The sequence below is a fragment of the Williamsia muralis NBRC 105860 genome, from assembly GCF_001598915.1.
Classification (GTDB): domain Bacteria; phylum Actinomycetota; class Actinomycetes; order Mycobacteriales; family Mycobacteriaceae; genus Williamsia; species Williamsia muralis.
On sequence record NZ_BDAP01000004.1, the window covers coordinates 272,445 to 296,600 of the forward strand.

General features: G+C 64.9%; 24 protein-coding genes. 9 read left to right on the forward strand and 15 right to left on the reverse strand.

The window, feature by feature from the left end:
- Window positions 1-206: 206 nt before the first annotated feature.
- From WIMU1_RS16775 to WIMU1_RS16785, 3 genes are all read right to left on the reverse strand, one after another.
- On the reverse strand, window positions 207-578 hold the full coding sequence (locus WIMU1_RS16775) for a hypothetical protein (RefSeq protein ID WP_023956068.1): 372 nt from the start codon (window positions 576-578) through the stop codon (window positions 207-209).
- A gap of 340 nt (window positions 579-918) precedes the next feature.
- The gene (locus WIMU1_RS16780) at window positions 919-1,140 is read right to left on the reverse strand and encodes an MbtH family protein (protein ID WP_023956070.1); all 222 of its coding nucleotides are present in this window, start codon (window positions 1,138-1,140) and stop codon (window positions 919-921) included.
- A gap of 108 nt (window positions 1,141-1,248) precedes the next feature.
- Window positions 1,249-1,674: a hypothetical protein gene (locus WIMU1_RS16785; protein WP_062798909.1), complete on the reverse strand. Its 426-nt coding sequence runs from the start codon at window positions 1,672-1,674 to the stop codon at window positions 1,249-1,251.
- A gap of 192 nt (window positions 1,675-1,866) precedes the next feature.
- Between WIMU1_RS16785 and WIMU1_RS16790 the strand changes: the two genes are divergently transcribed.
- The 6 genes from WIMU1_RS16790 (at window position 1,867) to WIMU1_RS16815 (ending at window position 9,039) form a co-directional block, all read left to right on the forward strand.
- The gene (locus tag WIMU1_RS16790) at window positions 1,867-3,000 is read left to right on the forward strand and encodes an ATP-binding cassette domain-containing protein (protein WP_084248330.1); all 1,134 of its coding nucleotides are present in this window, start codon (window positions 1,867-1,869) and stop codon (window positions 2,998-3,000) included.
- Window positions 2,997-3,809, forward strand: a complete 813-nt coding sequence (locus tag WIMU1_RS16795) for an ABC transporter permease (protein ID WP_023956078.1) — start codon at window positions 2,997-2,999, stop codon at window positions 3,807-3,809. The genes WIMU1_RS16790 and WIMU1_RS16795 overlap by 4 nt, the downstream gene beginning before the upstream one ends.
- 446 nt (window positions 3,810-4,255) lie before the next feature.
- Entirely contained in the window at window positions 4,256-5,137 is an 882-nt protein-coding gene (locus WIMU1_RS16800) for an ABC transporter permease (protein ID WP_033335781.1), read from the forward strand.
- A 52-nt stretch (window positions 5,138-5,189) separates the two neighbouring features.
- Entirely contained in the window at window positions 5,190-6,614 is a 1,425-nt protein-coding gene (locus WIMU1_RS16805) for a wax ester/triacylglycerol synthase domain-containing protein (protein WP_147431371.1), read from the forward strand.
- A 109-nt stretch (window positions 6,615-6,723) separates the two neighbouring features.
- On the forward strand, window positions 6,724-8,118 hold the full coding sequence (locus WIMU1_RS16810; protein ID WP_062798912.1) for a WS/DGAT domain-containing protein: 1,395 nt from the start codon (window positions 6,724-6,726) through the stop codon (window positions 8,116-8,118).
- A 57-nt stretch (window positions 8,119-8,175) separates the two neighbouring features.
- Window positions 8,176-9,039 carry a glycosyltransferase family 2 protein gene (locus WIMU1_RS16815; RefSeq protein WP_169805150.1) on the forward strand — a complete coding sequence of 288 codons (864 nt, stop codon included), beginning with the start codon at window positions 8,176-8,178 and terminating at the stop codon, window positions 9,037-9,039.
- 30 nt (window positions 9,040-9,069) lie between these two features.
- Here WIMU1_RS16815 and WIMU1_RS16820 read toward each other — a convergent pair whose 3' ends face one another.
- The 4 genes from WIMU1_RS16820 to mftE form a co-directional block, all read right to left on the reverse strand.
- Window positions 9,070-9,972 (reverse strand): glycosyltransferase family 2 protein, encoded by a 903-nt coding sequence (locus tag WIMU1_RS16820; RefSeq protein ID WP_062798917.1) that lies wholly within the window; start codon window positions 9,970-9,972, stop codon window positions 9,070-9,072.
- 57 nt (window positions 9,973-10,029) lie between these two features.
- The gene (gene mftG, locus WIMU1_RS16825; RefSeq protein WP_062798919.1) at window positions 10,030-11,349 is read right to left on the reverse strand and encodes a mycofactocin system GMC family oxidoreductase MftG; all 1,320 of its coding nucleotides are present in this window, start codon (window positions 11,347-11,349) and stop codon (window positions 10,030-10,032) included.
- A gap of 4 nt (window positions 11,350-11,353) precedes the next feature.
- On the reverse strand, window positions 11,354-12,745 hold the full coding sequence (mftF, locus tag WIMU1_RS16830; RefSeq protein ID WP_062799221.1) for a mycofactocin biosynthesis glycosyltransferase MftF: 1,392 nt from the start codon (window positions 12,743-12,745) through the stop codon (window positions 11,354-11,356).
- A 110-nt stretch (window positions 12,746-12,855) separates the two neighbouring features.
- Complete coding sequence (gene mftE / locus WIMU1_RS16835) at window positions 12,856-13,581, reverse strand: mycofactocin biosynthesis peptidyl-dipeptidase MftE (RefSeq protein WP_062798921.1); 726 nt, start codon at window positions 13,579-13,581, stop codon at window positions 12,856-12,858.
- A gap of 161 nt (window positions 13,582-13,742) precedes the next feature.
- Between mftE and WIMU1_RS16840 the strand changes: the two genes are divergently transcribed.
- Window positions 13,743-14,834 carry a CaiB/BaiF CoA transferase family protein gene (locus WIMU1_RS16840; RefSeq protein WP_062798923.1) on the forward strand — a complete coding sequence of 364 codons (1,092 nt, stop codon included), beginning with the start codon at window positions 13,743-13,745 and terminating at the stop codon, window positions 14,832-14,834.
- Window positions 14,835-14,911: 77 nt separating this feature from the next.
- On the opposite strand, the gene WIMU1_RS16845 is transcribed toward WIMU1_RS16840, so the two are convergent.
- The 6 genes from WIMU1_RS16845 to WIMU1_RS16865 form a co-directional block, all read right to left on the reverse strand.
- A complete protein-coding gene (locus tag WIMU1_RS16845) occupies window positions 14,912-15,715 on the reverse strand; it encodes a mycofactocin-coupled SDR family oxidoreductase (protein WP_023956246.1) in 804 nt (267 codons plus the stop codon).
- Window positions 15,716-15,821: 106 nt separating this feature from the next.
- The gene (mftD, locus tag WIMU1_RS16850) at window positions 15,822-17,009 is read right to left on the reverse strand and encodes a pre-mycofactocin synthase MftD (RefSeq protein ID WP_030164868.1); all 1,188 of its coding nucleotides are present in this window, start codon (window positions 17,007-17,009) and stop codon (window positions 15,822-15,824) included.
- 97 nt (window positions 17,010-17,106) lie between these two features.
- Window positions 17,107-18,336: a mycofactocin radical SAM maturase gene (gene mftC, locus WIMU1_RS16855; RefSeq protein ID WP_030164873.1), complete on the reverse strand. Its 1,230-nt coding sequence runs from the start codon at window positions 18,334-18,336 to the stop codon at window positions 17,107-17,109.
- Between the two features lie 85 nt (window positions 18,337-18,421).
- Window positions 18,422-18,763 carry a mycofactocin biosynthesis chaperone MftB gene (mftB, locus tag WIMU1_RS16860; protein ID WP_062798924.1) on the reverse strand — a complete coding sequence of 114 codons (342 nt, stop codon included), beginning with the start codon at window positions 18,761-18,763 and terminating at the stop codon, window positions 18,422-18,424.
- 1 nt (window position 18,764) lies between these two features.
- Window positions 18,765-18,872, reverse strand: a complete 108-nt coding sequence (mftA, locus tag WIMU1_RS25825) for a mycofactocin precursor MftA (RefSeq protein ID WP_084248332.1) — start codon at window positions 18,870-18,872, stop codon at window positions 18,765-18,767.
- Window positions 18,873-18,990: 118 nt separating this feature from the next.
- Window positions 18,991-20,133 carry an acyl-CoA dehydrogenase family protein gene (locus WIMU1_RS16865; protein WP_062798926.1) on the reverse strand — a complete coding sequence of 381 codons (1,143 nt, stop codon included), beginning with the start codon at window positions 20,131-20,133 and terminating at the stop codon, window positions 18,991-18,993.
- Between the two features lie 290 nt (window positions 20,134-20,423).
- Here WIMU1_RS16865 and mftR point away from each other — a divergent pair, with 290 nt between their 5' ends.
- Together mftR and WIMU1_RS16875 are read left to right on the forward strand one after the other, a co-directional pair.
- Window positions 20,424-21,041, forward strand: a complete 618-nt coding sequence (mftR, locus tag WIMU1_RS16870; RefSeq protein WP_030164881.1) for a mycofactocin system transcriptional regulator MftR — start codon at window positions 20,424-20,426, stop codon at window positions 21,039-21,041.
- Window positions 21,042-21,099: 58 nt separating this feature from the next.
- The gene (locus WIMU1_RS16875) at window positions 21,100-22,149 is read left to right on the forward strand and encodes a ferredoxin--NADP reductase (RefSeq protein ID WP_023956104.1); all 1,050 of its coding nucleotides are present in this window, start codon (window positions 21,100-21,102) and stop codon (window positions 22,147-22,149) included.
- A gap of 19 nt (window positions 22,150-22,168) precedes the next feature.
- Here WIMU1_RS16875 and WIMU1_RS16880 read toward each other — a convergent pair whose 3' ends face one another.
- Window positions 22,169-22,885 carry a DNA alkylation repair protein gene (locus WIMU1_RS16880; RefSeq protein WP_062799222.1) on the reverse strand — a complete coding sequence of 239 codons (717 nt, stop codon included), beginning with the start codon at window positions 22,883-22,885 and terminating at the stop codon, window positions 22,169-22,171.
- Window positions 22,886-22,945: 60 nt separating this feature from the next.
- Entirely contained in the window at window positions 22,946-24,148 is a 1,203-nt protein-coding gene (locus tag WIMU1_RS16885; protein ID WP_062798928.1) for an NAD(P)/FAD-dependent oxidoreductase, read from the reverse strand.
- Between the last annotated feature and the right edge of the window lie 8 nt (window positions 24,149-24,156).

Genomic DNA, 24,156 nt, shown 5'->3' on the forward strand with positions numbered 1-24,156 from the left:
CGGATCAGCTCGACATCGCGGTTCTGGCGAGTCCATCGGGCGTCTCCGGCAGCGCAGTCAAGTATAGACCAGGCCTTGCGCACCATCGCTGACGTTCGATCGGTGGCTGTCACCAGGACCGACGAGTCCGGCCCCCTCGTACGCGGTGTGCGTGCGAGGGGGCCGGTGTCGAATATCTGGGGGCCGCTGGGGCCGGTGGTGGTGAACTACCCGCCTGCGAGCCTGCTGGCGATCACACGGAGGTCGATCTCACTCGTTCGCCCGGCGGTGACACGCTGCTGGGGCGGTGCCGTCGCGGTGTGCAGCTCGTCGAAGTCGCCGCGGATCTGAGCAAGTGCATCGTCGACGATCGCAGCGACAACCGAGCCGTCGGTTTCTGCACCGAGAGCCGGGATGCCCGCGAAGATGGCGGCAACGACAGCGGATCGGTCGTCCATGTACTGGTTCCGGGTCACCGGCATCATCAGATTGATCGCACCGGTGAGGTCGCGGTACGTCAGCGCACGCGATCTGTACCGGACGACCACCCGGTCAGGGGTCACTCGAGTGATCTCGCCCACCGCGGCAGGCAGGTCCACCCTCTGAGATGAAGGCGCCATAGCCCGCTGTTGCGGCCGAATCGTTGAAATAGCCATCTGCTCACCAACCCTGTGCATCTGCCTCGACCCTCAATGGGTCGGCGTAGCTAATATTCACAGTACCCGGGCAGTAAGGGAAGGGAAGTATTCCAGCTGTTACAAGATCCGGGTGTGATCTACGACACACCTGGAGCGTACGGCCTCTGACCTGGGCAGATGGGCGCGCAGCACGCATCGAAAATGAAACATTCGATGCGAATTCGTGTCATTGTCACCGCGTGTTTCGGACAGACACCATGACCTTTACGGTGTTGTGGCCCGCAGGCCCGCGGTCGCGCAGCTACTGCTGAGAATCGGCTTCCATGGCCTCGATCAGGCTCTTCGGGCGCAGGTCGGTCCAGTGCTCGTTCACGTAGTCGAGGCACTCGGCGCGCGATGCCTCACCGAAGACCTTGTTCCAGCCGGCCGGGATGTCGGCGAATGTCGGCCACAGCGAATGCTGGTTCTCGTCGTTGACCAGCACAAAGAATCGGCCGTCTTCGTCGTCGAATGGATTGCTCATGAGCGGACCCTTCTCCTGTTTCGGTTACGCGTGCACCACGGTCGACACACACCACCGCCGGCGGCCCGTACCCCGCATCGGGTGCACAGACTGCCGGCGGACAGCAGATCAGACCAGTTCGGCTTCCGCGAGAACCATCATTGCCTGTATGCGTATCCCGGCAAGCGTATCGGCGAGGCCGCGCGGGCCCGACACCGCCAGCCCGGGCACGGAAGTCATGAGCGCGACGGTGAGGGCGGAATCATCCACCGCGTCGCTCGCCATCGCGATTGCGGCACCCTGTGCCCGTCCCTTGAGTTCGCCGAAATTCACCGCGTAACCCTGACCCACCACTGCCGGCCGATCACGGCCGATATCAGCAGCAGCCATCACGAGCTGCGTGAGTGTGCGATCCTCTCGGTTACGAGAGCCGCGTGCGTCGGATCGGGCCGACGACCCCTTGCCATAGCGGCGGAGCTGCAGTACCACAACGCCCTCCCTCTCAAAACGTGCGCCGAATGCGTTCTTCTCGTGCAATTCGTCGGATGCCTGCAAATAGCCCCGTCCAGGTCACCGAAGCATAGCCATTGTCAGGCCATTGAATACCAATTGCCCAACATTCCATTCATACGGACGATATCGCTGCGTCGAGCCGTAGCGTTACGGCCGGTTGGGTGCGATAGGTTCGTAACGAATCATCAGGTGTGATCGCGTCGCCATGGCGACCATGACGATGACGGGACGGACATGCAGGCGAGGCGGGGCCGAGTTACGCAGAACAGCGACGACCAGGACGGCGTACGAGCCTCCTCGGGCGCCCCGTCCGCCTACCAGCAGTCGGTCGGCGGCGGCCGGATACAGCCCGTCGGCGGCGGCCGGATTCAGCACAGTGTGGTGGCAAACAACCTGGTCAAGACATTCGGTGATTTCACCGCCGTCGACGGCATCAGTTTCGAGGTGCCGACCGGGACGGTGCTCGGACTCCTGGGCCCGAACGGTGCCGGGAAGACCACAACCGTCAACATGCTGGCGACCCTGCTGACCCCCGACGGCGGCAGCGCCTCGATCGCCGGTTTCGACGTGGTCAAAGATCGCGCGTCGGTCCGCAAGTCGATCATGCTGACCGGGCAGTTCGCTGCCCTTGACGAATCTCTCACCGGACGCGAGAACCTCATCTTGTTCGGCAGGTTGATGGGTTTGCGCAAACGCGAGGCGAACGGCCGCGCCGATGAACTCCTCGAGGCGTTCAATCTTGTGGAGGCTGCGTCGAGGCGAGTGGGGAAGTTCTCCGGCGGAATGCGGCGGCGTATCGACATCGCCTGCGGTCTGGTGGTCCGGCCGGAGGTGGTCTTCCTCGACGAACCGACCACTGGCCTGGACCCGCGAAGCCGCCAGGATGTCTGGAACATCGTGACGTCGCTGCGCGATCAGGGCATCACCACGCTGCTGACCACCCAGTATCTGGAAGAGGCCGACCTCCTCAGCGACCGGATCGTTGTCATCGACAAGGGGCGCGTGATCGCCGAGGGCACGGCTTCTGCGCTGAAGGAAGAGGTCGGTGGCACCTTCTGCGAGGTGATCCCCAGCTATCCCGACGACCTCAAGAAGCTCAAGCAACTCTTGGCCGACATGGTTCCACCGGACCAGATCCGCATCGACATGTCGCGAACCTCGTTGACGATGCCCGCGATCAACGCGACGCAGACGCTCGTGGAGATCGTTCGCCGCACAGACGCCGCCCGCATCGAACTCACCGACGTCGGCCTCCGTCGTCCGTCGCTGGACGACGTGTTCCTGAAGCTGACCGAGTCGCCGACCGGCGGCTCCCCCACGGCGACGTCTCCGGCCACCAGTTCCACGGCAGCCCGGGACCGCCGATGACGACGCTGACCCCGGATCGGGTCGTGTCCTCCGGGAGCGATCGTTCGGTGCATGCCGGCCAGCAGTGGCTGGCCCTCACCAACCGGTCGCTCCGAGGGATGGCCCGCGAAGGACAGTTCCTTCTGTGCATCGTCTCCCCGGTGCTGCTGACCGTCTGCTTCTATGTCCCGCTGCGGACGATCATGGATCTGTACCCCGGGATGGACTATGCCCAGTTCCTGATGCCGGTGATCTGCTTGCAGTCCGTGGGGTTCGTGGCCACCTCCGCTGCCATGCGGGCCGCCACCGACGGCAGCCTGGGATTGAGCAACCGGCTGCGGAGCATGCCGGTGAACATCCTGGTACCGCTCATGGCCAGGCTCGCCGCGAACGTCGTACTGCTCATCATCTCGTTGTGCTGGGCCATCATCTCGGGGCTGGTGATCGGGTGGAGACCGGAGTCGGGTCTGCTCAATTTCGCGGGGTTCCTCGGCGTCGCCCTTGTTGTCGGCATAATCCTGGCGTTCGGCGCCGACACGATCGGCGCCCTGTCGCGAAACCCGCAGGCCACCAGCCAGGCCCTCGCCCTACCGCAGTTGATCCTCGGAATGCTCTCCACCGGATTTGTCCCGGAAGAACGATTCCCCGAGTGGATCAGACCATTCGCACGCAATCAGCCGATCTCTCAATTCACCGAATTGATGCGGGGATTCGACGGCGGTGAGGTGACCCTGCGGCTCGCGTTGCCCTCGATCTTGTGGGCCACGGGGGTTGTTGTCGCCGCCATCATCGGCGGGGCCTGGGTGATGATTCGGAGCAGCCGACGTTGAGCGAAGACAAACGTCCGCCGCAGGAGCCGCCGGTACCGGTGGTGCCCCGTCGCCCCCGACACCGGGGCGACGGCGATGCCGCCGGGCTCCAGCACTGGTGGCGCACCGAACAGCCCCCGTCCGGACGACGCCGAAGCCGTCCCGACGACCTCCCGACCACACGATTCGAGCGACTCGACCGCAGCGAGGCGGACCAGAGCGATTACGAAGCCCCGGTCACTGCCACCAATCGGACTTTTGTCGGCCCGTGGACACTTCTGTCCCCTGGTGCCGCAGCCGCGGACTGGACTGCCGAACAAGCAGTCCTTCGCCCGTCGGGCCGTGCGGGAGCCACCGCATACCGAGGTGAGCAGCTCACCCAGTTCACCGATCCGGGCGCTCTGGACACCAGCCACGTATCGGCCGAACTCCAGCAGGCCCAGACCGTTCGTCTGGACGTGCGGAAGATCGCCGCTGCTGCTGCGGCCGTCGACGCGGCCGAGCAGGAGTCGGCGGGCGATCACCGCAAGGACCTCGCGACAGCATTTGCCGATCACCCCGACGCCAGTGAGCGCGGAGTCAAGGCGTTCCTGCGGCACGCCCGCATCCTCACCGGTCGGCAGTTGCTCGTCGTCACGCGGGACCGACTCACCCTCATGCAGAGCATGCTGTTCCCGCTGCTGAGCATGGTCATGTTCAAGGTTGTCCTCGGGGACGCCGTCGGACAGGCCACGGGTCAGAACAGTGCCTACGGCACTGTGCCCCTGGTTGTCCTGGTCGGGGCGATGTTCGGCTCGCTCGCCGTGGGCACCCGGCTGATCAGCGAGCGGCGAACAGGACTGCTGACCCGCCTCTACGTACTACCGGTACATCGGGCTGCGGATCTGACGTCGCGTGTCAATGTCGAGCTGATCCGGATCCTGGTCAGTACAGCGATCCTGACAACCGCGGGCCTGGCCATCGGATGGCGCTTCAACCAAGGTGTCCTGCCGGCAATCGGCATCTTCGGGGTCGCCCTCCTTTACGGTGCGGCCTACTCGACGATCGTTCTGACACTGGCGGTTTCGGCATCGAACCTCCCCCTGGTGCCCATCATGTCGCTCATCACGAGCCTTTTGATGTTCTTCAATTCGGGGTTCTCTCCGATCGAGGCCTATCCGGAGATCCTGCAGCCCCTGGTCCGCAACCAGCCCATGACGTGTGCCATCGAGACCATGCGTGCGCTGGCCATCGGCGGACCGGTGGCCGACAGCTTGATCAAGACGGTCGCCTGGGCTGTGGGGGCGATCGTGATCTTCGCCTACCCGGCATTGCGCGGGTACCGACGAGCCGCGGCCTCGCGAACCTGACCGTCCCCTTGGCCGGTCTGGCCTGTTCGAAAACCGCCGAGTTGGGGTGTTGTTGCCTACGATCAACACCTATGCCACCGAAACCGACGCGATGAAGCAGATCGCGGGACGTGACGCCGCCTACTTGTATCTCGGCGACGTGAACTCGTCGACCATCGTGTCGTCGTACCTGATGCCCAATCCCGACGGGCTACCGCTGACGATCGACCACACCGCCGCCGTGGATTGGTTACGCGGACGCCTCGATGTGTCGGATCTGTTCACCAGCAAACTGATGCGTCTCCCCGGCGACGTCGGCTTGCCCTACTGGGTGCCGGATCCGGCATTCGACCCCGCCGCACATGTCCGGTTCCATGGCGTGACGGATTGGTCCGCCGCCCGAGACCTGGTGGCAGACATCGCGGCCACACCACTCGACCCGTCCCGTCCGCTGTGGCTCATGCATGTCATCACCGACATCCCCGACGCACCGGATCAAACCGGGTTGTCGACACTCGTGGCGCTCCACTACCACCACGCCGCGTTCGATGGGATGTTGTTCAGCACCCTGACGGCCACCATGTTCAGCGACCTGGAGATCACCGACGAAGTCCGTGCCGCAGGCCGGATCGTCGGGGATGCCGAAAGAACCCGGGCGGCGGTGGCGCGGAGAGAGCTCGTCCGCCTGCCCGGTCATTTCTGGCGGTTCGCCCGTGTCTGCGGAACGACAATCCGCCGGACCCGGGAAAAGGCGAAGACATCCGAGCCCGGGATAGGTCGCAGCTGGCCGGTCATCCGGTTCAACGCGCCGTTCCGGGGACCGCGAATAGCTGACGGCGTGATGCTCGATCTCCAAGAAGTGCTCGAGTTGCGGTCGCGCGTCCCCGGCGCAACCCTCAACGACCTGATGCTGTCCGTCATCGGAGAGGCGACCAACCGTTACCTGACCCAGGTGGGAGAGCGCCCCGAGTCCTCGATGTCCGCGCTGGTGCCGATGTCGACGCGGGCGATGCGTGAGTCCGCTTCGGCGAACCAGTTCGTCCCGATGGTTGTCGACCTGCAGACGGCCGAATCCGATCTCACCACGCGAGTCCGATTGATCTCGGCGGAGACGAGCCGGGAGAAGAAGCGCATCGCCGAGGAGGCGACTCGGGCAGACCTCGCGGTGGTGGACGCAATGCCCGCACCACTGCTGCGTCTCCTCGGAGTTCTCTCGCGTCGGCAGTCGAAGTCGGCCTCCACCGCCCCGGCGTTCAACGTCGTGGTGACCAACGTCAACGGTGTCCAGATGCGACGGAAGATCTTCGGACTGGAAGTGGTGGGCGGCTTCGGGGTCCAGACCGTGGCCAGTGGATCGACCCTGGCTCACGTGATGACAAACCGGGCCGACAAGCTCGCGGTGTCCATCACGGCCGATCGTGCGTCGCTCCCCGACATCACCGAGTACTGCCGGATCATCGAGCAATCGTTCAAGACCCACCAGGCCGAGGTCGGCTGAGACTGCCGGCCGACCACCCCACCGTTCGTCCCCGCCCGTCCAGATCGCGGTCCCGTAGCGCCACAGCGGATCGCGTGGGACGGCCCTGCACATCACCGGAGATCGCCGAATGAAACAGGTCACCGCGCGTGACGCCGCATACCTCTACCTCGGGGACGGGGTCGCGACGGCCACGGTGGTCAGCTGCCAGGTTGTCGTGAACCCCGCCGGCCGACCGCTCGAGCTCACCGAGGATCGCCTCCTGGAGTGGATCAGCGAACGGATCTGGATCTCAGACCTGTTCACCAGCAAGCTGATCCGGCTGCCCTCAGACATCGGTTACCCCTATTGGGTTCCTGATCCGGATTTCTCCGCAGCCGCCCACCTGCAGGTGCACCGCAACGTCGGCACGTGGGCTTCGGCGATCGAGCTCGTCGAGCGATTCGGAGACTCGCCGATGGATCTGGCCCACGCACCCTGGCTCATGCACGTCATCCCCGACGTCACCGGCGTGCCAGGCCACGCCGGCCTGTGCAGTCTCGTGGTGTTCCGGTTCCATCACATCGCCTTCGATGGCGTCACCTCGGCGACCTTGGGCGAGAAGGTGTTCGACGACGGTGTCGTGAGCGAGGCAACACGCGCGGAGGGCCGGGTCGTCGGGAAGGGCACTGCATCTCGCGCGGCGCTGACCCGTCGGGAACTCCGGCGTGGACCCGCGCTCTGGAGCCGGTTCGCACAAGAGGGTATCGGGATCGTGCGGGCATCGAGACAGCAGAGGCGAGCACAGGCGGGCGGTGGTCGGCCCCACCGGGTCTGGCCGGTCACCCGCTTCAATCACGACTTCCGCGGCCCCCGCACTGTAGGCCACATCCTCTTCGACCGCGGCGATGTGCTCGAGATGAAGTCCTCGTTGGGTGGCGCCACGGTCAACGACCTCATGTTGTCCATTGTCGGACAGGCTGTTCACGACTATCTCGGTCGCAGGAACGAGACCCCGCCATCGTCGCTGTCTGCTCTGGTACCGGTGTCCACGAGGGGAATGCGTGAAGCGGATGCGGCAAACCAGTTCGTTCCGGTGGTCGTGGATCTGGTGACCACCGAAACGGATCCCCGGGTGCGGATATCGCTGATCGCCGCGGAGACCGCACGTAAGAAGAACAGGGTCAAACAGAAGTTGGCGGAACAGACGACGGGGTTCATCGACATCGTGCCCGCCCCGGTCCTCCGGCTGCTCGGTGCCGGGCGGCCGCGCCGCAAGAAGTCAGTCGCGCCGCCCCGTTTCAACGTGGTGATCACCAACCTGCCCGGGATCGCGAGACACGGTAGTTTCTGCGGGATGAACATCGTGGACAGCTTCACCATGCAACCGGTCGGCTCGGGTGCAACTCTGGCTCACGCGATCTCCGACCGTGGCGACCACATCGCCATGTCGATCACGGTCGACTCGGCAGTGATGCCCGACATCGGCGAATACTGTCAGATCGTCCGCGAGTCATTCGAGACGCACCGAGCCACCATCATCTGAGGTCGTCGACCAATGCCCCCTCCACGATCACAGCGCCGGGGACCGTCTCGTGTCTCGGTGATCATCCCGGTCAGAAATGGCATGCCTTACCTGATCGAGCAGATGAAAGCTCTTGCCGCTCAGGACTATCAAGGCGACTGGGAGGTGGTGATCAGCGACAACGGTTCGACCGACGGATTACGCGAGTTCATCGACGGCCCAGCGATCCCCGACGGTCTCCACGTCGTCTACGTCGACAGTTCTGCGCTGCCGGGGGCGTCGCATGCGCGTAATGCGGGCGCCGAGGCCGCCCGAGGCAATTTTCTCGCGTTCGTCGACAGTGATGACCGGGTACGTCCACACTGGCTCAGCAGCATGACGGCCGCCGCAGAAGCCGCCGACCTCGTGTCGGGATCCCTCGACACCGAGGCGCTCAACACCCCTGAGGTTCGGACCTGGCGGCCGATCCCTTTGCCCGAAGACGGTTGGCCGGTACCGGGCTGGTATCCGACCGCCATCGGCGCGAACATGGGCGTGTGGCGCGATGTCCACGACCGTATCGGCGGATTCGACGAGGCCTTTGTCCACACGGCCGAGGACAACGACTACGTATGGCGCGCACAACTGGCGGGGTACGTGCTCGTACACAGCTCTGAAGCCCTGCTCGACTACCGACTGCGCAACACCTACCGGTCGCTGTGGAAACAGATCTACGTCTATGGGCGGGGGGCGGCGCAGATACATGCCCGCTACCGGGAGATGGGGTTCACCCAATACAATCGGCCGCTGCTGTTCCCGCTGGTGGTGACGTCGCTCGCTCTTCGCAATCCTCTTCTGCCGCAAGCAGTCACCCGTATGAGCACCGGTCGCTGGATTTATCACGTAGCCCACGAGGCGGGCAAGATCCACGGCGGGATCACCCACCGCATGCTGTGCTTGTGAAGCCTTCGGGCCTCGAGAGTCGACGGCCGGTCAGCGGTGGGCGCGGGGCGTGAGCCGAGTCTGCGGCGGCCGGATCAGGTTCCGAATGGTGAATCGCTGCGAGACGGGATCATATGCCCGAAAGGGCACCCAGTTGATGAGATAGAAGGGCATGGCGACAACAAGCATCTGCACCACCGCCTTCGCTCGCTCTTTGGGCAGCCCATGCACTTTGAAGGTTCGCTGATCTCGCAGGCAGTACCTGAAGTATGCCGGGGGCGGGGTGAGGTATCGCCGGCCGGAGATTGTTGCGTCGGCGCCGGGGATCAGGCCGATCCGGACACCGTTCCGCTTGAGGCACAGGGTCAGATCAAGATCCTCGAACACGTCCGAGCGCATGCAGCTGCACGAGCGCGCCTGCTCCCACGCCGTTTTTGTCATTGCCATGTTCGACCCGAACAACCGCTGAAGATCTGGCCCCTCGGACCCCGGCCGCTCTGACATCGCGGCCAGTTCGGCCCGCGCATCGTCGGTGATACCGATGTGCGATCGGCGAAAGCGATCCTGGAACGGCAGATCATATGAAGTGCACAAGCCGGTGCCCGCTTCGTAAACGTCACCGTACTGGTCGAAGAACTCGTTGATCGACTGCGCCCACCCGGGACCGACGCGCGAGTCGGCATCGATGCGAGCGATCACATCACCCCGGGCATTGTCGAAACCGACTGTGCGGGCGTGGATCACGCCCTGTTCGGTGGCCACCACCGACCGGAACTTGCCGTACTTCGAAGCGAATTCCTCAACAAGCGAAGCCGTTTCATCAGTCGAGTTGTTGTCCACCACCACGATCTCGTACAGGTGGGTCAGTTGCGGTACCAAGCTGTCGAGGCAACCCCTGAGAGTCTCGGCCTCGTTGTAGGCCGGGATCACGACGGTCAACCGAGATTCGTCCATGGCCCTACCGTAGCCACCGGCGTTGACGGAGGACAATTGGACATTCAGTTTGGTAAATCAGTAGATCAGATCCACGATGCGAGCCGCGACCATCATCACCGTCGCGTGCGGCCCGGACGAGCCGGCCGTCGGCAAGATGGAGGCATCGATCACCCTCAGACCATCGACCCCGTTCACCGCTCCGGCCCAGTCCGTGGCCACCCCCATCGGCAGCGTGCCCCAGGCGTGCTGTGAGGTCCTGAGCACCGGATCGATCTGAGCACTCCCCTTCTCCACGTACGCGGCAAAGTGATCACCTTCGAGCATCGCCCGCAGTCGCTCGGCCCACACCCCCAGGGTGAGCGTGTCAGCGTCGTCGAGCTCACCGAGGTCGACCTGCAGCCCGTGCGTCGCATCCCACGAAAGGGATCCGGCGCGGTGCGGACGCATCAGAGCGGCCCCGAAAGCCGGTCCCGTCACCGGCAGACCGTCGATGAAGTCGGCGAAGTCCCCTCCGTAACACCGTAACTCGACACCGTCGGACGTGTGCACCACAGACTGCAGCAACGCCGGGGGCTTCGCGACGGGCAGCGACGCGGGGCCGAACCGCACGAGCACTTCGCGATGCTCCCACACATCCAGGCTCTGAATCTGCACGCCTGGTGACCGAATCAACAGCTCTGCAGTCCCCAGGGTTCCGGCGCAGACAATTACTTCGTCAGCGGCGAACACATCGTCACCGACGGCGACTCCCGTGACGCGCCCTCCCCGCACCACGAGCTCGGTGGCCGCCGCACCGGTGAGCAGACGCAGGCTGGGCCGGCCGCCATCGTCAGCCATCCAGTGCGCGGCCGACCGACGTAGGGGGCCGTCCCGATTCGAACGCACCCGGTTGATCCCCAGATCGGTCCACGGCGCCTCGACACGCGCAAGACCCATTGATTCCCAATGACTCTCGAACGCCTCGGCATACGCACCGATCTCATCATCGGCAAATGCTGAGACATGCATCGAGCCGCCGCCCTGCGCGCCACCATCAAGACTGTCGTAGGTGTCGGCGATGACCGGCATCGGCCAGATCTCCTCGGACCAGCCGGTGAAATCCGAACGATGCCAACGCAGGAAATATCCGCCGTTGACCACCGACGAGCCGCCCACACCGCGCCCTCGGGGTAGGTCGAACCCCTGCCTGCTGCGATACCGCGCCACCCGGTCCGAACCCGGTCCGATCGGAAGTCGGTCCAGGCGGAGCGCGGATGGCCCCGGCGAACCGGGCCCGGCCTCGAGCCACAGGACCCGCCGATCCGGATCTCGGGAAAGGCGCTCGGCGACAACACTCCCGCTGCTGCCCGCGCCGACAACGATGACGTCCGCGCCGACATCGGCAGCTCCGCTCATCAGGTCATCGAGGGGCGACGCGGGGGCGCGCTTCGGTCGACACCGTATTACTGATCCGCGGATAGAGTGCGTCGATGCTGCGGCCCGCGAGCGCCCCCTGCCACAGACCTGCGCCATAGGCCAGATCGTCGAGCCGTTTGAGCACCATGAACCGCCACCAGCCGACGCGAGCACCGGGCTCGGGGTTCACCAGCTCCAACCGGACCCACTCGTAAGCTGCCTCCCCGACCGCAACGGTGAGCAGCAGCAGCCGAAAACGCTTGGACACCAAGGCGAGGAGAATCGACAGCGGCCAATAGTGGCGACACATCGCAGACGCCGACTGCAACACCCCGAATCCCACCGACTGCGCTGTGAGTTTGGCGGCCGTGCGGGCGGCATCGGGCATGGACGACACCCGGCGGTGCAGCCGCCCGCCGATCATTCCGAAGACAGCGAGGGCGGCCATGACCCCCCAGACCGTCCCCGTGACCAGAGCCGCCATCGCTGCCGCCATGGGAACGGTGAGGGCCAAGGGAGCACCCATGCCCGGATGACGGCCCGACAGCAGCGCCGCGCCGGTACCGTAATACCGTTTGCGGTCGAGGCTCTTGGAGAGACGATGCCGGTGGTCGTGGGCGACGGTGGCGATGGGGTCGTATCGCAGCGACCACCCATCAGCATGAAGCCGCCAGCACAGGTCCACGTCCTCGGCGACCTCCATCGACTCGTCGAAACCGCTGAAGCAGTTGCGGCGCACGATCATTGCGGCGCTGGGGACGTAAGGAATTCGCGACCGGGGCGCCACCGGACCTTCTCGGCGGCCCATGTCGAGGGAAGAACACAGGGCTTCGTACCGGGAGGTGGCGCCGCCGCCCGGCTCGAGCGCGACGATTCGTGGCGCCGCCAGGGCGACCTTCGGGTCCGAGAAGTGGCCGAGCAACTTGGTGAGCCAATCATGCTCTGGCACGACGTCGGAGTCGAGGAATGCGAGCAACTCGGTGTCCGCGTGGGCGGCTCCCCTGTTACGCGCCGCTGCGGGTCCACGACTGCGCTCGAGGCGGATCACCTGGGCGCCTGGCGCCTGGATCGGTACGGTCGACCCGTCGTCGACGACGATGACCTTGTGTCCGCCCAGACCCGGTAGCAGTCGGTCGATTCCGGACTGGTTGTCGCGCACCGGGACCACCACGGTGACGTCGGTGTCGGTCGGGCCGAACATCGGCCGTGGGTGACCGACGCCGGCATCGAGCAACTTCCTGGCCAGTTGCGAGGTGGTGCGGTCGTGCACCGTGAGCCGGCCGTCGGCGTCGAGTAGGCCGCCGGCCAACTCGGACAGGTTCAGGAGCCGGGTCGGCGACCCCCCGATGATGTGGCGACGATCGTCGGAGATCATGCAGCGTGGATCGAGCTGCACCTGGAATCCGGGCGGCGGGACCGCGACGTCGGGATCGACCGGGACGTCGACCTGCGATCCGTCCGGATCCCCACCTTCGTCTTCGCGCTCGTCCTGACGACTTCCGGCGATCACGTGAGCATCCCGTTCGAGTCAGGCTCCCACCGACCGACAGCGTCGGCCAGCCGCACGGCCATGTCGCTGAGCATTCGCCTCCCTTCGGCGGCCGAAGCCGCCATCGGATCGCCGAGTATCCCGTTGTCACTCACAGCTGCCACTCCCCCTGCACGCATCGATGCCATCAATTCGGACACCGGAGTCACGTTGCCGCTGACCATCTCTTCGACGCGCACGGCCATCGGCGAGATGTGCAGCAACAGCGACGTTTCCGTGTAACCGGCATGTGCGTCGGCGCCCGGTGAGGCGCATCCGAACCATGCCACTTCCCGACCCTCGGTGCGCAGTTGCGACACCGCCGACAGCAACGTTCTCCCGTTGCCACCGTGAGCGTTCACGAACACCAACCGGGCCGCCCATCGGCAGGCGCTGCGCCCGTACTCGACCAGCACCGAGTGCAGCACCTCGTGCCCGATGGAGATGGTCCCGGGGAATCCCTCGTGCTCCCCGGCCGCGCCGTAATTGAGCGGTGGCGCAACCATCAGGTCGACCCCCTGAGCCCTTGGCTCCAGGCCCGACCTGGTTGCGGCATCGGCAACGGCAGTCGCTATCCGCACATCGGTGTCGAGTGGCAGGTGTGGCCCATGTTGTTCGATGGAACCCAACGGGACGAGGACCGTGGCCGACCGATCATCCAACTCGGTCCAGCTTCGGAAGCCGAGCCCGCCCGAAGGTGTCATTCGGACAATGGTAGACCGTTGCCGCTTCGCCCCGAAGGGCTTTGCCGCCCGAGCATTCGCTCGGCACCTGGTTTACTTGGCACCCGACAGTATTTGGATGTGACGCGCTGCGCCCGCCGGGTGGCGTGCGTGGTGGACCACTCGACGATGAGGTGCGATACATGGCAAAGAACGGACCGCTGAGCGGAATACGCGTGATCGAGTTCGCAGGCATCGGCCCCGGGCCGCACGCAGCGATGATGCTGGGAGATCTGGGCGCAGACGTCGTGCGGATCGAGCGTCCCGGCAAGCTTCCCAAAGAGGGACAGGTCGCCGACCAGCTCTTGCGCAACCGCACGGTGGTCGAGGCGAACTTGAAAGATCCTACGGACAAAGAGGCGATCATGAATTTGATCGCAAAGGCCGATGTCGTCATCGAAGGCTTCCGTCCCGGCGTCACCGAACGCCTCGGTTTCGGTCCCGATGATGTCGCGGCCGTCAATCCCCGTGTGGTCTACGGGCGGATGACAGGGTGGGGCCAGGACGGCCCGCTGTCGCAGGTGGCCGGCCACGACATCAACTACATCTCGCTGACCGGCCTGCTGCATGCCGTCGGCCGGGCCGACGAGGTGCCCACCCCACCGCTCAACCTGTTCGGCGACTTCGGCGGCGGATCCATGTTCCTCGTGCAGGGAATCCTGGCGGCGCTCGTGGAGCGCGATAAGTCGGGCAAGGGCCAAACCATCGACGCCGCAATGGTTGACGGTGCCTCGGTGCTCGGCCAGATGATGTGGGCCTTCCGCGGGACGGGCCTGTGGGGCAATGAGCGCGGCGCCAACCTGCTCGACACCGGCGCCCCGTTCTACGACGTCTACGAGACCTCCGATGGAAAGTACTTCGCCGTGGGCGCCATCGAGCCGCAGTTCTATGCCCTCCTGCTCGACGGGATGGGACTCGCCGGTGACGAGACACTCCCCGACCAGCTCGACATGCCTCAGTGGCCGGCCATGAAGATCCGTTTCGCCGAGGTGTTCAAGTCCAAGACCCGCGACGAGTGGACCGCGATCTTCGACGGAACGGACGCGTGCGCCACGCCGGTACTCGACTGGGAAGAAGCACCGCAGAACAAGCACCTGGCCAGTCGTGGATCCCTGGTGGAGATCGACGGCGTCATGCAAGCCTCTGTGGCACCGCGCTTTTCGCGGACAGTGCCCGACACACCCGCCGCACCGGCCCGCACCGCAGCCGACCCCGCCACGCTCTGGCAGGACTGACCGACCGCACACACGAAACGACGGCCCATCCCGCGTGCGGGGTGGGCCGTTGTCGTATCCGCCGGCTGTGTGGCCGCCTAGACCTTGGTGGCGCCCATGTCCACCTCGATGGAGGAGGCGGTGATGAACTTGGCGCGTGTGGAGCACAGGTACATCACCGCGTCGGTGATGTCGCCGGACTTGGCCATACCGGGCAGGATCGGCTCGAAGTGCGCCTTGTATTCGGGCATCTCGAACACCTTGAAGGCATCGGCGTCCTCGATGCACATCGGGGTCTCGACGCCGTAGGGGTGAACGGTGTTGACCCTGATCTTGCTGCGGCCCAGCTCTTTTGCGGTTGTGTGCGCCAGCCCGACCAGGGCATGTTTGGACGCCGAGTAGGACGCCTGCATCGGCATCGACTTGATCCCGGCGACGGAGCTGATGATCACGATCGAGCCCCCGTTGCCCGCTTCGAGCATCGCCGGGATGGTCGCCTTGAGCGTCTTCCAGGATCCGTTCACGTTGACATCGATGACGTCCATGAACTGGCTCTCGGTCATCTCGTGGACGCTGCCCCAGGTGAGCACACCGGCATTGACGATGACGTAGTCGAGTCGGCCGAATTGGGCGACGCCGTCGGCAACGAGCTGCTGCTGGCCCGCCAGGTCACGGGTATCGAGTTGGCGGGCAAGAATATTGCCCCCCGCGGCCTTGACCTGGCGCACGGTCTCTTCCATGTCTTCGGCGGTGGCCACCGGATAACCGATCTTGGTGACCTCACCACATACGTCGAGCCCGATGACCGATGCGCCTTCCTCGGCGAATCGGATCGCGTGACTGCGGCCCTGCCCGCGGGCGATGCCCGTGATGTAGACGACCTTGCCGTCGAAATCTCCCATATCGGCCACTGCCTCCGTCGATCTGAACGTGGTTGAGTACCACGCCACGTTACAACAAACTGTAACGTGTTCTAGTCGAATCAACCTGCGGGAGGCGCCCCGGGATCTACGAGGTGGTTTCGCCGAATCGCTTCTCGAAGCCTTCGGGGATGATGATGTCGTCGCGGGTGAGGTCGTGAATGCTGCGGCGGCCCAGTCCCATCAGCGCCGAGTCGATTCCGCCGCGCATGATGTCGAGGACGTTCTCGACACCGGTCTGGCCATTGGCGGCCAGGCCCCAGAGGTAGGCGCGGCCGATCATCACCGCATCGGCACCGAGGGCTAGGGCCTTGACGACGTCGCTGCCGCGCCGCACCCCGCCGTCGAGGAGTACTTCGATGTCCTTGCCGACGGCGTCGGCAATCGGTCCGAGCATCCGGATGGTCGCCGGCGTGCCGTCGAGGTTGTTGCCACCGTGATTGGAGACGGAGATGGCGGTGGCCCCGATGTCCACGGCGCGTTTGGCGTCGTCGATGCGGGTGATGCCCTTGACCATGAACGGCCCGCCCCACTCCTCGCGCAGCCACTGCAGGTCTTCCCACCGCGGCGGCGCCGTCTGCATCCACTGCCCGTATGCGCCGAAGAAGGTCGGTGCCTGCTGCGCCTTGTCCACCACGTTCGGCGCGGTGAGGTCCGGGATGATGGGCTTGCCCTTGTTGAACCAGTCCCAGGCATAACGCGGTCGCATCGCGATCTCGGGAGCCAGTTTCAGCAGGGCCTTGAGGTCGACCTTCTCCGGGATCTCGGGGCTTCCCCAGTCACGTCCCATCGAGAACGACCAGTCCGTGGTGACGATGAGACCTTTTGCGCCGGCCTCGCGGGCCCGCTCGGCGCGCTTGAGGATGTCCTCGCGAGAGTTGAGCCAGTAGGCCTGGAAGAAGATCTTGTCGTTGACTGCGGTGACCTCCTCGATCGGCTTGGAGGCGAAACTCGACAGACCCATGGCGGTACCGCGGGCGGCGGCCGCCCGAGCGACGGCGACCTCGCCTTCTTTGTCGACGGCCTGGACACCGGTCGGCGAGATCATCACCGGCATCGAGATGTCTTGACCCATCACGGTTGTCGACAGTTCCCGCTCGGCGTGCGCGCCGACGACGTGGGGCGCGAACCCGAGTTCGGCAAACGCATCCACGTTGTCGTTGACCGTGATGCCCTTCTCGCTGCCGGCGATCAGTGACGAATACACCGACTTGGGAAGTCGCTTCTTCGCTCGCCGCTGGGCTTCGGCGACACTCTCGAACCAGGGATTGACCATGGGGTGTTGATTCCTTTGCTCACCGGCGACTTTGCCGGGTTGTGGTGTGGGAGTTCGCCTTCGGTATCAAAGGCGACTCCGGGTGAAGCCGCGTCGTTCAGTGGCAGGCCGAGGCGGCCGCCGGCGTGAATCCCGCCAGCGGGTTCTCGTCGCAGTCACGCGAGGGCGGACGGGTCATCAGGGTCAGCGGCACACCACGCGAGTGGTCCTTGTTGGCCGAGGGCACGCTGCGGTCGCCGGCCAGCAATTCTTCGCCATAACCCTGAACACATTCGGGGTCGGGTCCGGCCAGGGGCAGACCGGTGAAGAACTTGGCGGCCATGCATCCTCCGCGGCACGCGTCGAAGTGCTGGCACTTGGTGCAGGCGCCGGCGTTCTGGGGTTCGCGGAGTTCGAGGAACAGGTCGGACTGCTGCCAGATCGTCTTGAACCCGCCGTCGGACAAGATGTTTCCGGCGAGAAAGTTCTCGTGGATGGCGAATGGGCAGGCGTACACATCACCGACGGGGTCGATCAGGCACACCACGCGGCCGGCGCCACAGAGGTTCAGACCGGGCAGCGCACCCTGGCCGGACTCGGCGAACGCCGACAGGTGAAAGAACGAGTCGCCGGTGAGTACCCCTTCGCCGTGTGCGACGAGCCAGTTGTACAGATCGCGCTGCTGTTCGGGAAGCGGGTGCAGGTCGTCCCAGACGTCGGCACCTCGACCGGACGGCCGCATCCTGGTGATACGCAGGGTTGCGCCGTAACGGTCCGCGAGCGCCTTGAACTCATCGAGCTGGGTGACGTTCTGCCGGGTCACCACCACGCTGATCTTGGCGTCGGCGAACCCCGCCTCGTGCAGGTTCTCGAGCGCCTTGATCGCCATCGCATACGACCCCGGGCCGCGAACTGCGTCGTTCACCTCGGCGGTCGCGCCATCGAGTGAGATCTGCACGTCGACGTAGTCGCTGGCCGCGAGACGCTGGGCGACCTTCTTGTCGATCTTGAGGCCGTTGGTGGAGAACTTCACTCCCACTTGGTGATCGGTGGCGTAGTCGACCAATTCCCAGAAGTCGGGCCGCACCGTCGGCTCGCCGCCACCGATGTTGACGTAGAACACCTGCATGCGCTGCAGCTCGTCGATGATGGCCTTGCACTGCGCGGTGTCGAGCTCACGTGGGTCGCGCTTGCCCGAGGAGGACAGGCAGTGCACACACGACAGGTTGCACGCGTAGGTCAGCTCCCACGTCAGGCAGATCGGTGCATCGAGACCTTTTTCGAACTGGTCGACCAGGCGGCCGACGGGCTGAGACGACGCCGAGGGGCGATCGAGAACAGAAGTCATGGGGGTTCCTCACAGAACACGTACCGGCGGCAGGGATTTGCCGGACCGCACGCGCCGGGCTGCGACGCGTGCGGCCGTGCCGGACTTAGGAGTTGGGGACGATCATTCCCGAAACAGCCAGCGCGGAGAGCGCGCTGACATACAGGTGACGGTCGGCATCGCCGATGCCGGCAGCGGCGAGCGCGTCGTCAGCACTGGCGTGATCACCGAGCGACTGCACGACCTCGACCACCGTCAGGTTCTTGAGGAACGACAGCTTACGAGTGCCGAAGTGGTACAACAGCGCTCCGAAAGGCTCGGGGCGCAGTGCGACCGACGAGTTCAGCACCCACGCGCGCTCGGTGTCGAAGGCGGTTGCTCGACCCGACGGAGACGAAGGCGAAGCCGGAGCTCGACCCGTGACGGTGCCAGAGTCGGTGACAGTCACGTCAGTACACGCCGCACATGCCGTCGATCGACACCTCTTCGACCAGGGATTCGGTGACCAGTTCGGTCTCGGTGGTGGCGTCCGACTGCGAAGGATTCTGAACTGTCATGGGGATTACCTCCTGTTGTGGGTGTGACGACCACCATAATGGCACTCAGTGCACAAACGCCAGGGGTTGAGTCGAATCAACACGAGAATTCCGCGAAAACCGTCCGAAAGGACAGGTACTACAGCCCCATGTCGCGGCCGATGATGTCCTTCATGATCTCGGTGGTGCCACCGAAGATGGTCTGTATCCGCGAGTCGACATAAGCCTTGGCCACGGGATATTCGTTCATGTAGCCGTATCCGCCGTGCAGCTGGACACAGTGGTCGATTACTCGCTTGGCGAGTTCTGTGGTCCACCACTTGGCCTTCGCCGCGTCCACCGCCGTCAGCTCTCCCGCGACCACGGCAGCCAGGCACCGATCGATGTACTGCTCTGCGATGTCGAGCTCGGTGCTCATCTCCGCAAGGACGAACCGGTTGTGCTGGAACGTTCCGATCGGTTGCCCGAAGGCCTTGCGGTCCTTGGTGTATTGCAGCGTGTCGGTGAAGACCTGGCGCGCACCGGCGATGGCACCGATGGCTATCGACAGCCGCTCGGACGGCAGGTTGTGCATCAGGTGGTAGAAACCCTTGTTCACCTCACCCAGAACGTTCTCGACCGGCACGCGGACGTCGGTGAAGTGCAGTTCGGCGGTGTCCTGCGCGTGCTGGCCCATCTTGTCCAACTTGCGGCCGCGTTCGAATCCCGGCATTCCGCGTTCGACGACCAGCAGGGTGAACCCCTTGTGCCCACCGTTCGGATCAGTCCTGGTGACAACGATGACCAGGTCGGAGTTGATGCCTGCCGAGATGAAGGTCTTGGAGCCGTTGAGCACCCAGTGGTCGCCGTCGAGCACTGCGGACGTCTTGATGCCGGCGAGGTCGCTGCCTGCGCCGGGCTCGCTCATCGCGATTGCGCCGATCAACTCGCCGGAGGCAAAGCCCCGAAGCCAGCGTTGCTTTTGTTCGTCGTTGGTCAGTTTTGCCATATAGGGCCCGACCACATCGTTCTGCAGACTCAACGCAGGCGTTGCGGATCCGAACTTCGCCAGCTCTTCGACGATGACGGCGTTGAACCGGAAATCCTCGATCCCGCCGCCCCCGAACTCCTCCGGCAGATTGAACCCGATCAGCCCGTACTTGCCGGCGGCGAGATACGCCGACCGGTCGACCTGGCCTTCCCGTTCCCACTGCTCCGCATGAGGTGCGATCTCCCGTTCAATGAACTGGCGGGTGGTCTCCCTCAGCTGATCGTGTTCGGTCTCGAATACAGTTCTACGCATCGTGTTCCCTCTCAACGTCATTCATGCCTGATCACCGTCTGTCCGGAGCGGCATCGATGTGCCCCGACCACGCCGTCGAGGTGAGGGAACGCTCGTTCACTTCATGCCCCGGCAAGTGGGGCAATCGTAGTTGATCGGCACCAGGTGGCAGATCGTTTTCAGGCATTGGGGCCAGCCTTTTGAGGCAACAGGAACAGGCCGCTGTTCGACATCTACCATGGGCGATGTCGCACGTCGGCGACCGCGAGACGCACCGGAGGTGAAGCCGTGCCCAGTGGACGGCGATCGGCGTGACCGCTCAGATCGGGCGGCGGCCGAGCACCACCAAGGCGAAGATCACCGACGCCGCGATCGACCTGTTCACCGAGGTCGGGTTCGACGAGACCAGTGTCGACGACGTCGCCGCCGCCGCCGGGATCGCCCGGCGAACTCTGTTTCGCTACTACCCCTCCAAGAACGCGATCGCGTGGGGTGACTTCGACGAGCACCTGCAGGACATGCGCAGGTTGCTTGCCGACCTTCCCGCCGACATGCCCGTCGCCGACGCGCTGCGCACCGCACTGCTCGCCTTCAACGAGGTGCCGGACGAGCACCTCGAACATCACCGCCGGCGAATGCACCTGCTGCTGAGCGTTCCGGCCCTGCAGGCGCATTCGATGCTGATGTACACCGGATGGCGTGATGTGGTCGCCGAGTTCGTCGCGATGCGCACCGGCACAGATGCCTCCGATCACGGCCCCCAGACGGTCGCCTGGATGCTTCTCGCGGTGGCGCTCGCCGCGTACCAGCAGTGGCTGGACCGGCCCGACTCCGATCTGGGCGACCTGCTCACGCGCGGTAGCCATATCCTGAGCGTGGGCCTCACAAGCGAGTTGGGGCCGCTCGGACGCACTGGTAATCTCGACTAGAACGTGTTCCAGTTTTGTCCGTGGCGTCCGCTATGCCATCAGGCGAGGAGGTAGGCCGGTGACCGTGTCCCCGCACAGCACCCGCAGCATTGTGCTGACCGTGGCCGAGGTGATCGACGAGACCGGCGACGCCAAGTCCCTGGTCTTCGACGTACCGGAAGAGTCGGCCGAACGATTCCACTACAAGCCGGGTCAGTTCCTCACGTTGCGCATACCGAGCGATCAGACGGGATCGGTGGCTCGCTGCTACTCGCTCGCCTCGAGCCCGTTCGCCTCGGAGAAGCCCAAGGTGACCGTCAAGCGCACCGCAGATGGCTACGGATCGAACTGGGTCTGCGACAACGTGTCCGCCGGAGATCAGATCGAGGTGCTGCCGCCCTCAGGTGTCTTCACCCCGGCCGATCTCGGCGCGCCGATCCTGCTCCTCGCCGCGGGTAGCGGGATCACGCCCGTGATGTCGATCCTCAAGTCCGCCCTGCTCAAGGGCACCGGGCGCGTCTACCTCTGTTACGCCAACCGCAGCGAGAACGACGTGATCTTCGCCGCGGAACTTCGTGCGCTGCAGGAACAGTTCCCCGAACGGCTCACCGTGGTGCATTGGCTGGAGACGGTCCAGGGCCTCCCGACGATGCAGAAGCTGGCAACACTCTTGCGTCCACTGAAGGCCTACAACGCATACATGTGCGGCCCGGGTCCGTTCATGGACGTGGTGCACAAGGCCCTTGCCGAGGTCGGTATGTCGCACCACCAGGTGCATGCCGAGGTGTTCTCGTCACTCTCCGGTGACCCGTTCGAGGACTCCGAGCCCGAAGAACTCACCGAGGAACAGATCGCCGACGCCGCATCGGTGGAGGTCGAACTCGACGGCGAGGTGCACGAGTTGTCGTGGCCCCGTAGCCGGACCCTGGTGGACATCATGTTGTCGGCCGGGCTGGACGTTCCGTACTCCTGCCGTGAAGGCGAATGCGGGTCGTGCGCGTGTACGGTCACCGAGGGCACCGTGGCGATGGAGAACGTCGGGGCTCTCGACGAAGAGGACATCGAAGACGGATACATCCTCGGATGTCAGGCCCGGCCCACGTCCGACACCCTCAAGATCGAGTTCTGACCCGCGTCTTCGAAACCCGTCACCGCAGTGATCGGTATTGTGCACGCTCCTTCGCGGTGAGGTGTTCGATGGCGTAACTCAGTGCGGTGCGGCCCATCTCGGCGGCATGCTGGTCGAGGAAGTCGATCAGCAGACGGCGGTCGACGCGTTTTCCCGTCTCTCGCAACATCCAACCGACCGCTTTCTGGATCAGGTCGCGACGGTCATCGAGCAGCGTGGGGGCCAACGCGAGAAGCGTTGTGCCGTCACCGGCTCTGATGAATGCGAAGGTGGCCAGCACGGCCACCCGCCTACGCCAGAGGTCTGTGTCGGCGGCGAGCCCGAGGAGTAGCGTGTGGTCCTGCTCGCCCCTCTCCCGGTCGCAGCGCAGAAGCCATTGTCCCAGAATGTATTCCGCAGACGAGTCGACAAGATCCCAGTTGTTCACCCGGCCCCGGTCCACCGCGGACAGATAGAGGTCCACCCAGGCACGGCGGTCCTGGTCGCTCCGTGCTTTCTCGAAACCGGAGCGCAGGAGGAACAATCCGGTGAGCCGGTGTTCGTGAATGTCGCTGTCCAGCAGGACGTTCACCTGACTGCGGTCGAGGCCACGAAACCTCTTGGCGATCTTCCGTTGCTGCGGGACGGGAACGCCAGCAAAGCGGTCGCCCTCGCCGTAGTCACCCGGCCCCGTCCGGAAGAACTTCGCCGAACTCGCGGCCCGATCCGGATCCCCCCCCTCATCGATGGCAGCCATCACCGCTGCGGCCGACAGGGTTTCGGCGGTGCCGGCGGCATCCATCAGCTCAGAGTCCACTCACTCCAGGACGTCGGAGATCGGCGCGTGGGCGAGCAGCTTGTTACGCATCTTCATCACCGCTCCGGCCTTGCCAGCCCCGACCACGGCGGTGAGCAGCCCGTCCCGGCTGTAATAGACCACGAACTTGGTTCCGTCGTCGGAGATCACGTGCACGTCGTCGCCCGGCGAGGGATGGCCCAGTGCCTGGACCTTGATGTCGAACTGGTCGCTCCAGAAGTAGGGCACAAACGGCCGTGGGTTATCGGCCTCGGTGCCGAGGATCGTGTACGCCACCTTTGCCGCCTGCTCGATGACGTTGTTCCAGTGCTCGACCCGCGACGGTTTGCCCTGTGCGTCACGCCAATTGGCAACATCACCGATGGCGTACACGTCGGGAGCACTGGTTCGCCCGGTCTCGTCACACGCGATACCACCGCCGTCGCCGCCGTCGGCGAACGCGATACCCGACCCTTCGAGGTAGTCGATCACCGGCGTCGACCCGATGCCGAGAACGACGATGTCGGCGGGTAGTTCGGTGCCGTCGGCGAGGGTGACGGCGCTGACCTTCTCATCGCCGATGATGTCGGAGACGCCGATCCCGGTCTTGATCGTCACACCGCGTTCGGCGTGGATCCTGCCGACCATCGCGCCCACCTGCTCACCCAGCGCAACCGCGAGGGGCGCGAGGGCCGGTTCCACCACGGTGACGTCGAGACCTCGGGTGTGCAGACTGGCGGCGACCTCGCAGCCGATGAAGCCGGCACCGACCACCACTGCGGTGCGCGCGCCGTCGATCTCCGAACGCAGTGCCAGCGCGTCGTCGACCGTGCGCAGCACGTGCACGCCCGCCTTCCCGCGGGCGAACGGCAGAGTGCGCGGGTTCAGACCGGTCGCCAGCACGAGCGTGCCGTACGAAAGGGTCTCCGGCGCGCCGCCGCCGACCGGTTCGGTGGTGACCGTGTGCGACGCGGGATCGACTGCGATGACCCGGGTTCCGGTGCGCAGATCCACCTTCTTGTCGTCGTAGAACTCGGCCGGCTTGAGGTCGACCCGGTCCTGATCGCCGATGAGTACCGATTTCGACAGCGGCGGACGATCGTAGGGCGGGTGCTCTTCCTGGCCGATCAGTACGAGGTCCCCGTCGTATCCCTCATTACGGAGATCTTCGACCAGTCGGGCTCCCCCGAGCCCGGCTCCGACAATCACGATCGCGGCGCTCATCGCCACCT

Excerpts from the sequence above, each read along its gene's own strand:
- WIMU1_RS16865 (WP_062798926.1), bottom strand. The coding sequence starts at position 20,133 with ATGCGTAGAACTGTATTCGAGACCGAACACGATCAGCTGAGGGAGACC.
- WIMU1_RS16840 (WP_062798923.1), top strand. The coding sequence starts at position 13,743 with ATGGCAAAGAACGGACCGCTGAGCGGAATACGCGTGATCGAGTTCGCA.
- WIMU1_RS16810 (WP_062798912.1), top strand. The coding sequence starts at position 6,724 with ATGAAACAGGTCACCGCGCGTGACGCCGCATACCTCTACCTCGGGGAC.
- WIMU1_RS16795 (WP_023956078.1), top strand. The coding sequence starts at position 2,997 with ATGACGACGCTGACCCCGGATCGGGTCGTGTCCTCCGGGAGCGATCGT.
- mftE (WP_062798921.1), bottom strand. The coding sequence starts at position 13,581 with ATGACACCTTCGGGCGGGCTCGGCTTCCGAAGCTGGACCGAGTTGGAT.
- WIMU1_RS16880 (WP_062799222.1), bottom strand. The coding sequence starts at position 22,885 with ATGGCTGCCATCGATGAGGGGGGGGATCCGGATCGGGCCGCGAGTTCG.
- mftC (WP_030164873.1), bottom strand. The coding sequence starts at position 18,336 with ATGACTTCTGTTCTCGATCGCCCCTCGGCGTCGTCTCAGCCCGTCGGC.
- WIMU1_RS16780 (WP_023956070.1), bottom strand. The coding sequence starts at position 1,140 with ATGAGCAATCCATTCGACGACGAAGACGGCCGATTCTTTGTGCTGGTC.
- WIMU1_RS16885 (WP_062798928.1), bottom strand. The coding sequence starts at position 24,148 with ATGAGCGCCGCGATCGTGATTGTCGGAGCCGGGCTCGGGGGAGCCCGA.
- mftD (WP_030164868.1), bottom strand. The coding sequence starts at position 17,009 with ATGGTCAATCCCTGGTTCGAGAGTGTCGCCGAAGCCCAGCGGCGAGCG.
- WIMU1_RS16790 (WP_084248330.1), top strand. The coding sequence starts at position 1,867 with ATGCAGGCGAGGCGGGGCCGAGTTACGCAGAACAGCGACGACCAGGAC.
- WIMU1_RS16820 (WP_062798917.1), bottom strand. The coding sequence starts at position 9,972 with ATGGACGAATCTCGGTTGACCGTCGTGATCCCGGCCTACAACGAGGCC.
- mftA (WP_084248332.1), bottom strand. The coding sequence starts at position 18,872 with ATGACAGTTCAGAATCCTTCGCAGTCGGACGCCACCACCGAGACCGAA.
- mftG (WP_062798919.1), bottom strand. The coding sequence starts at position 11,349 with ATGAGCGGAGCTGCCGATGTCGGCGCGGACGTCATCGTTGTCGGCGCG.
- WIMU1_RS16845 (WP_023956246.1), bottom strand. The coding sequence starts at position 15,715 with ATGGGAGATTTCGACGGCAAGGTCGTCTACATCACGGGCATCGCCCGC.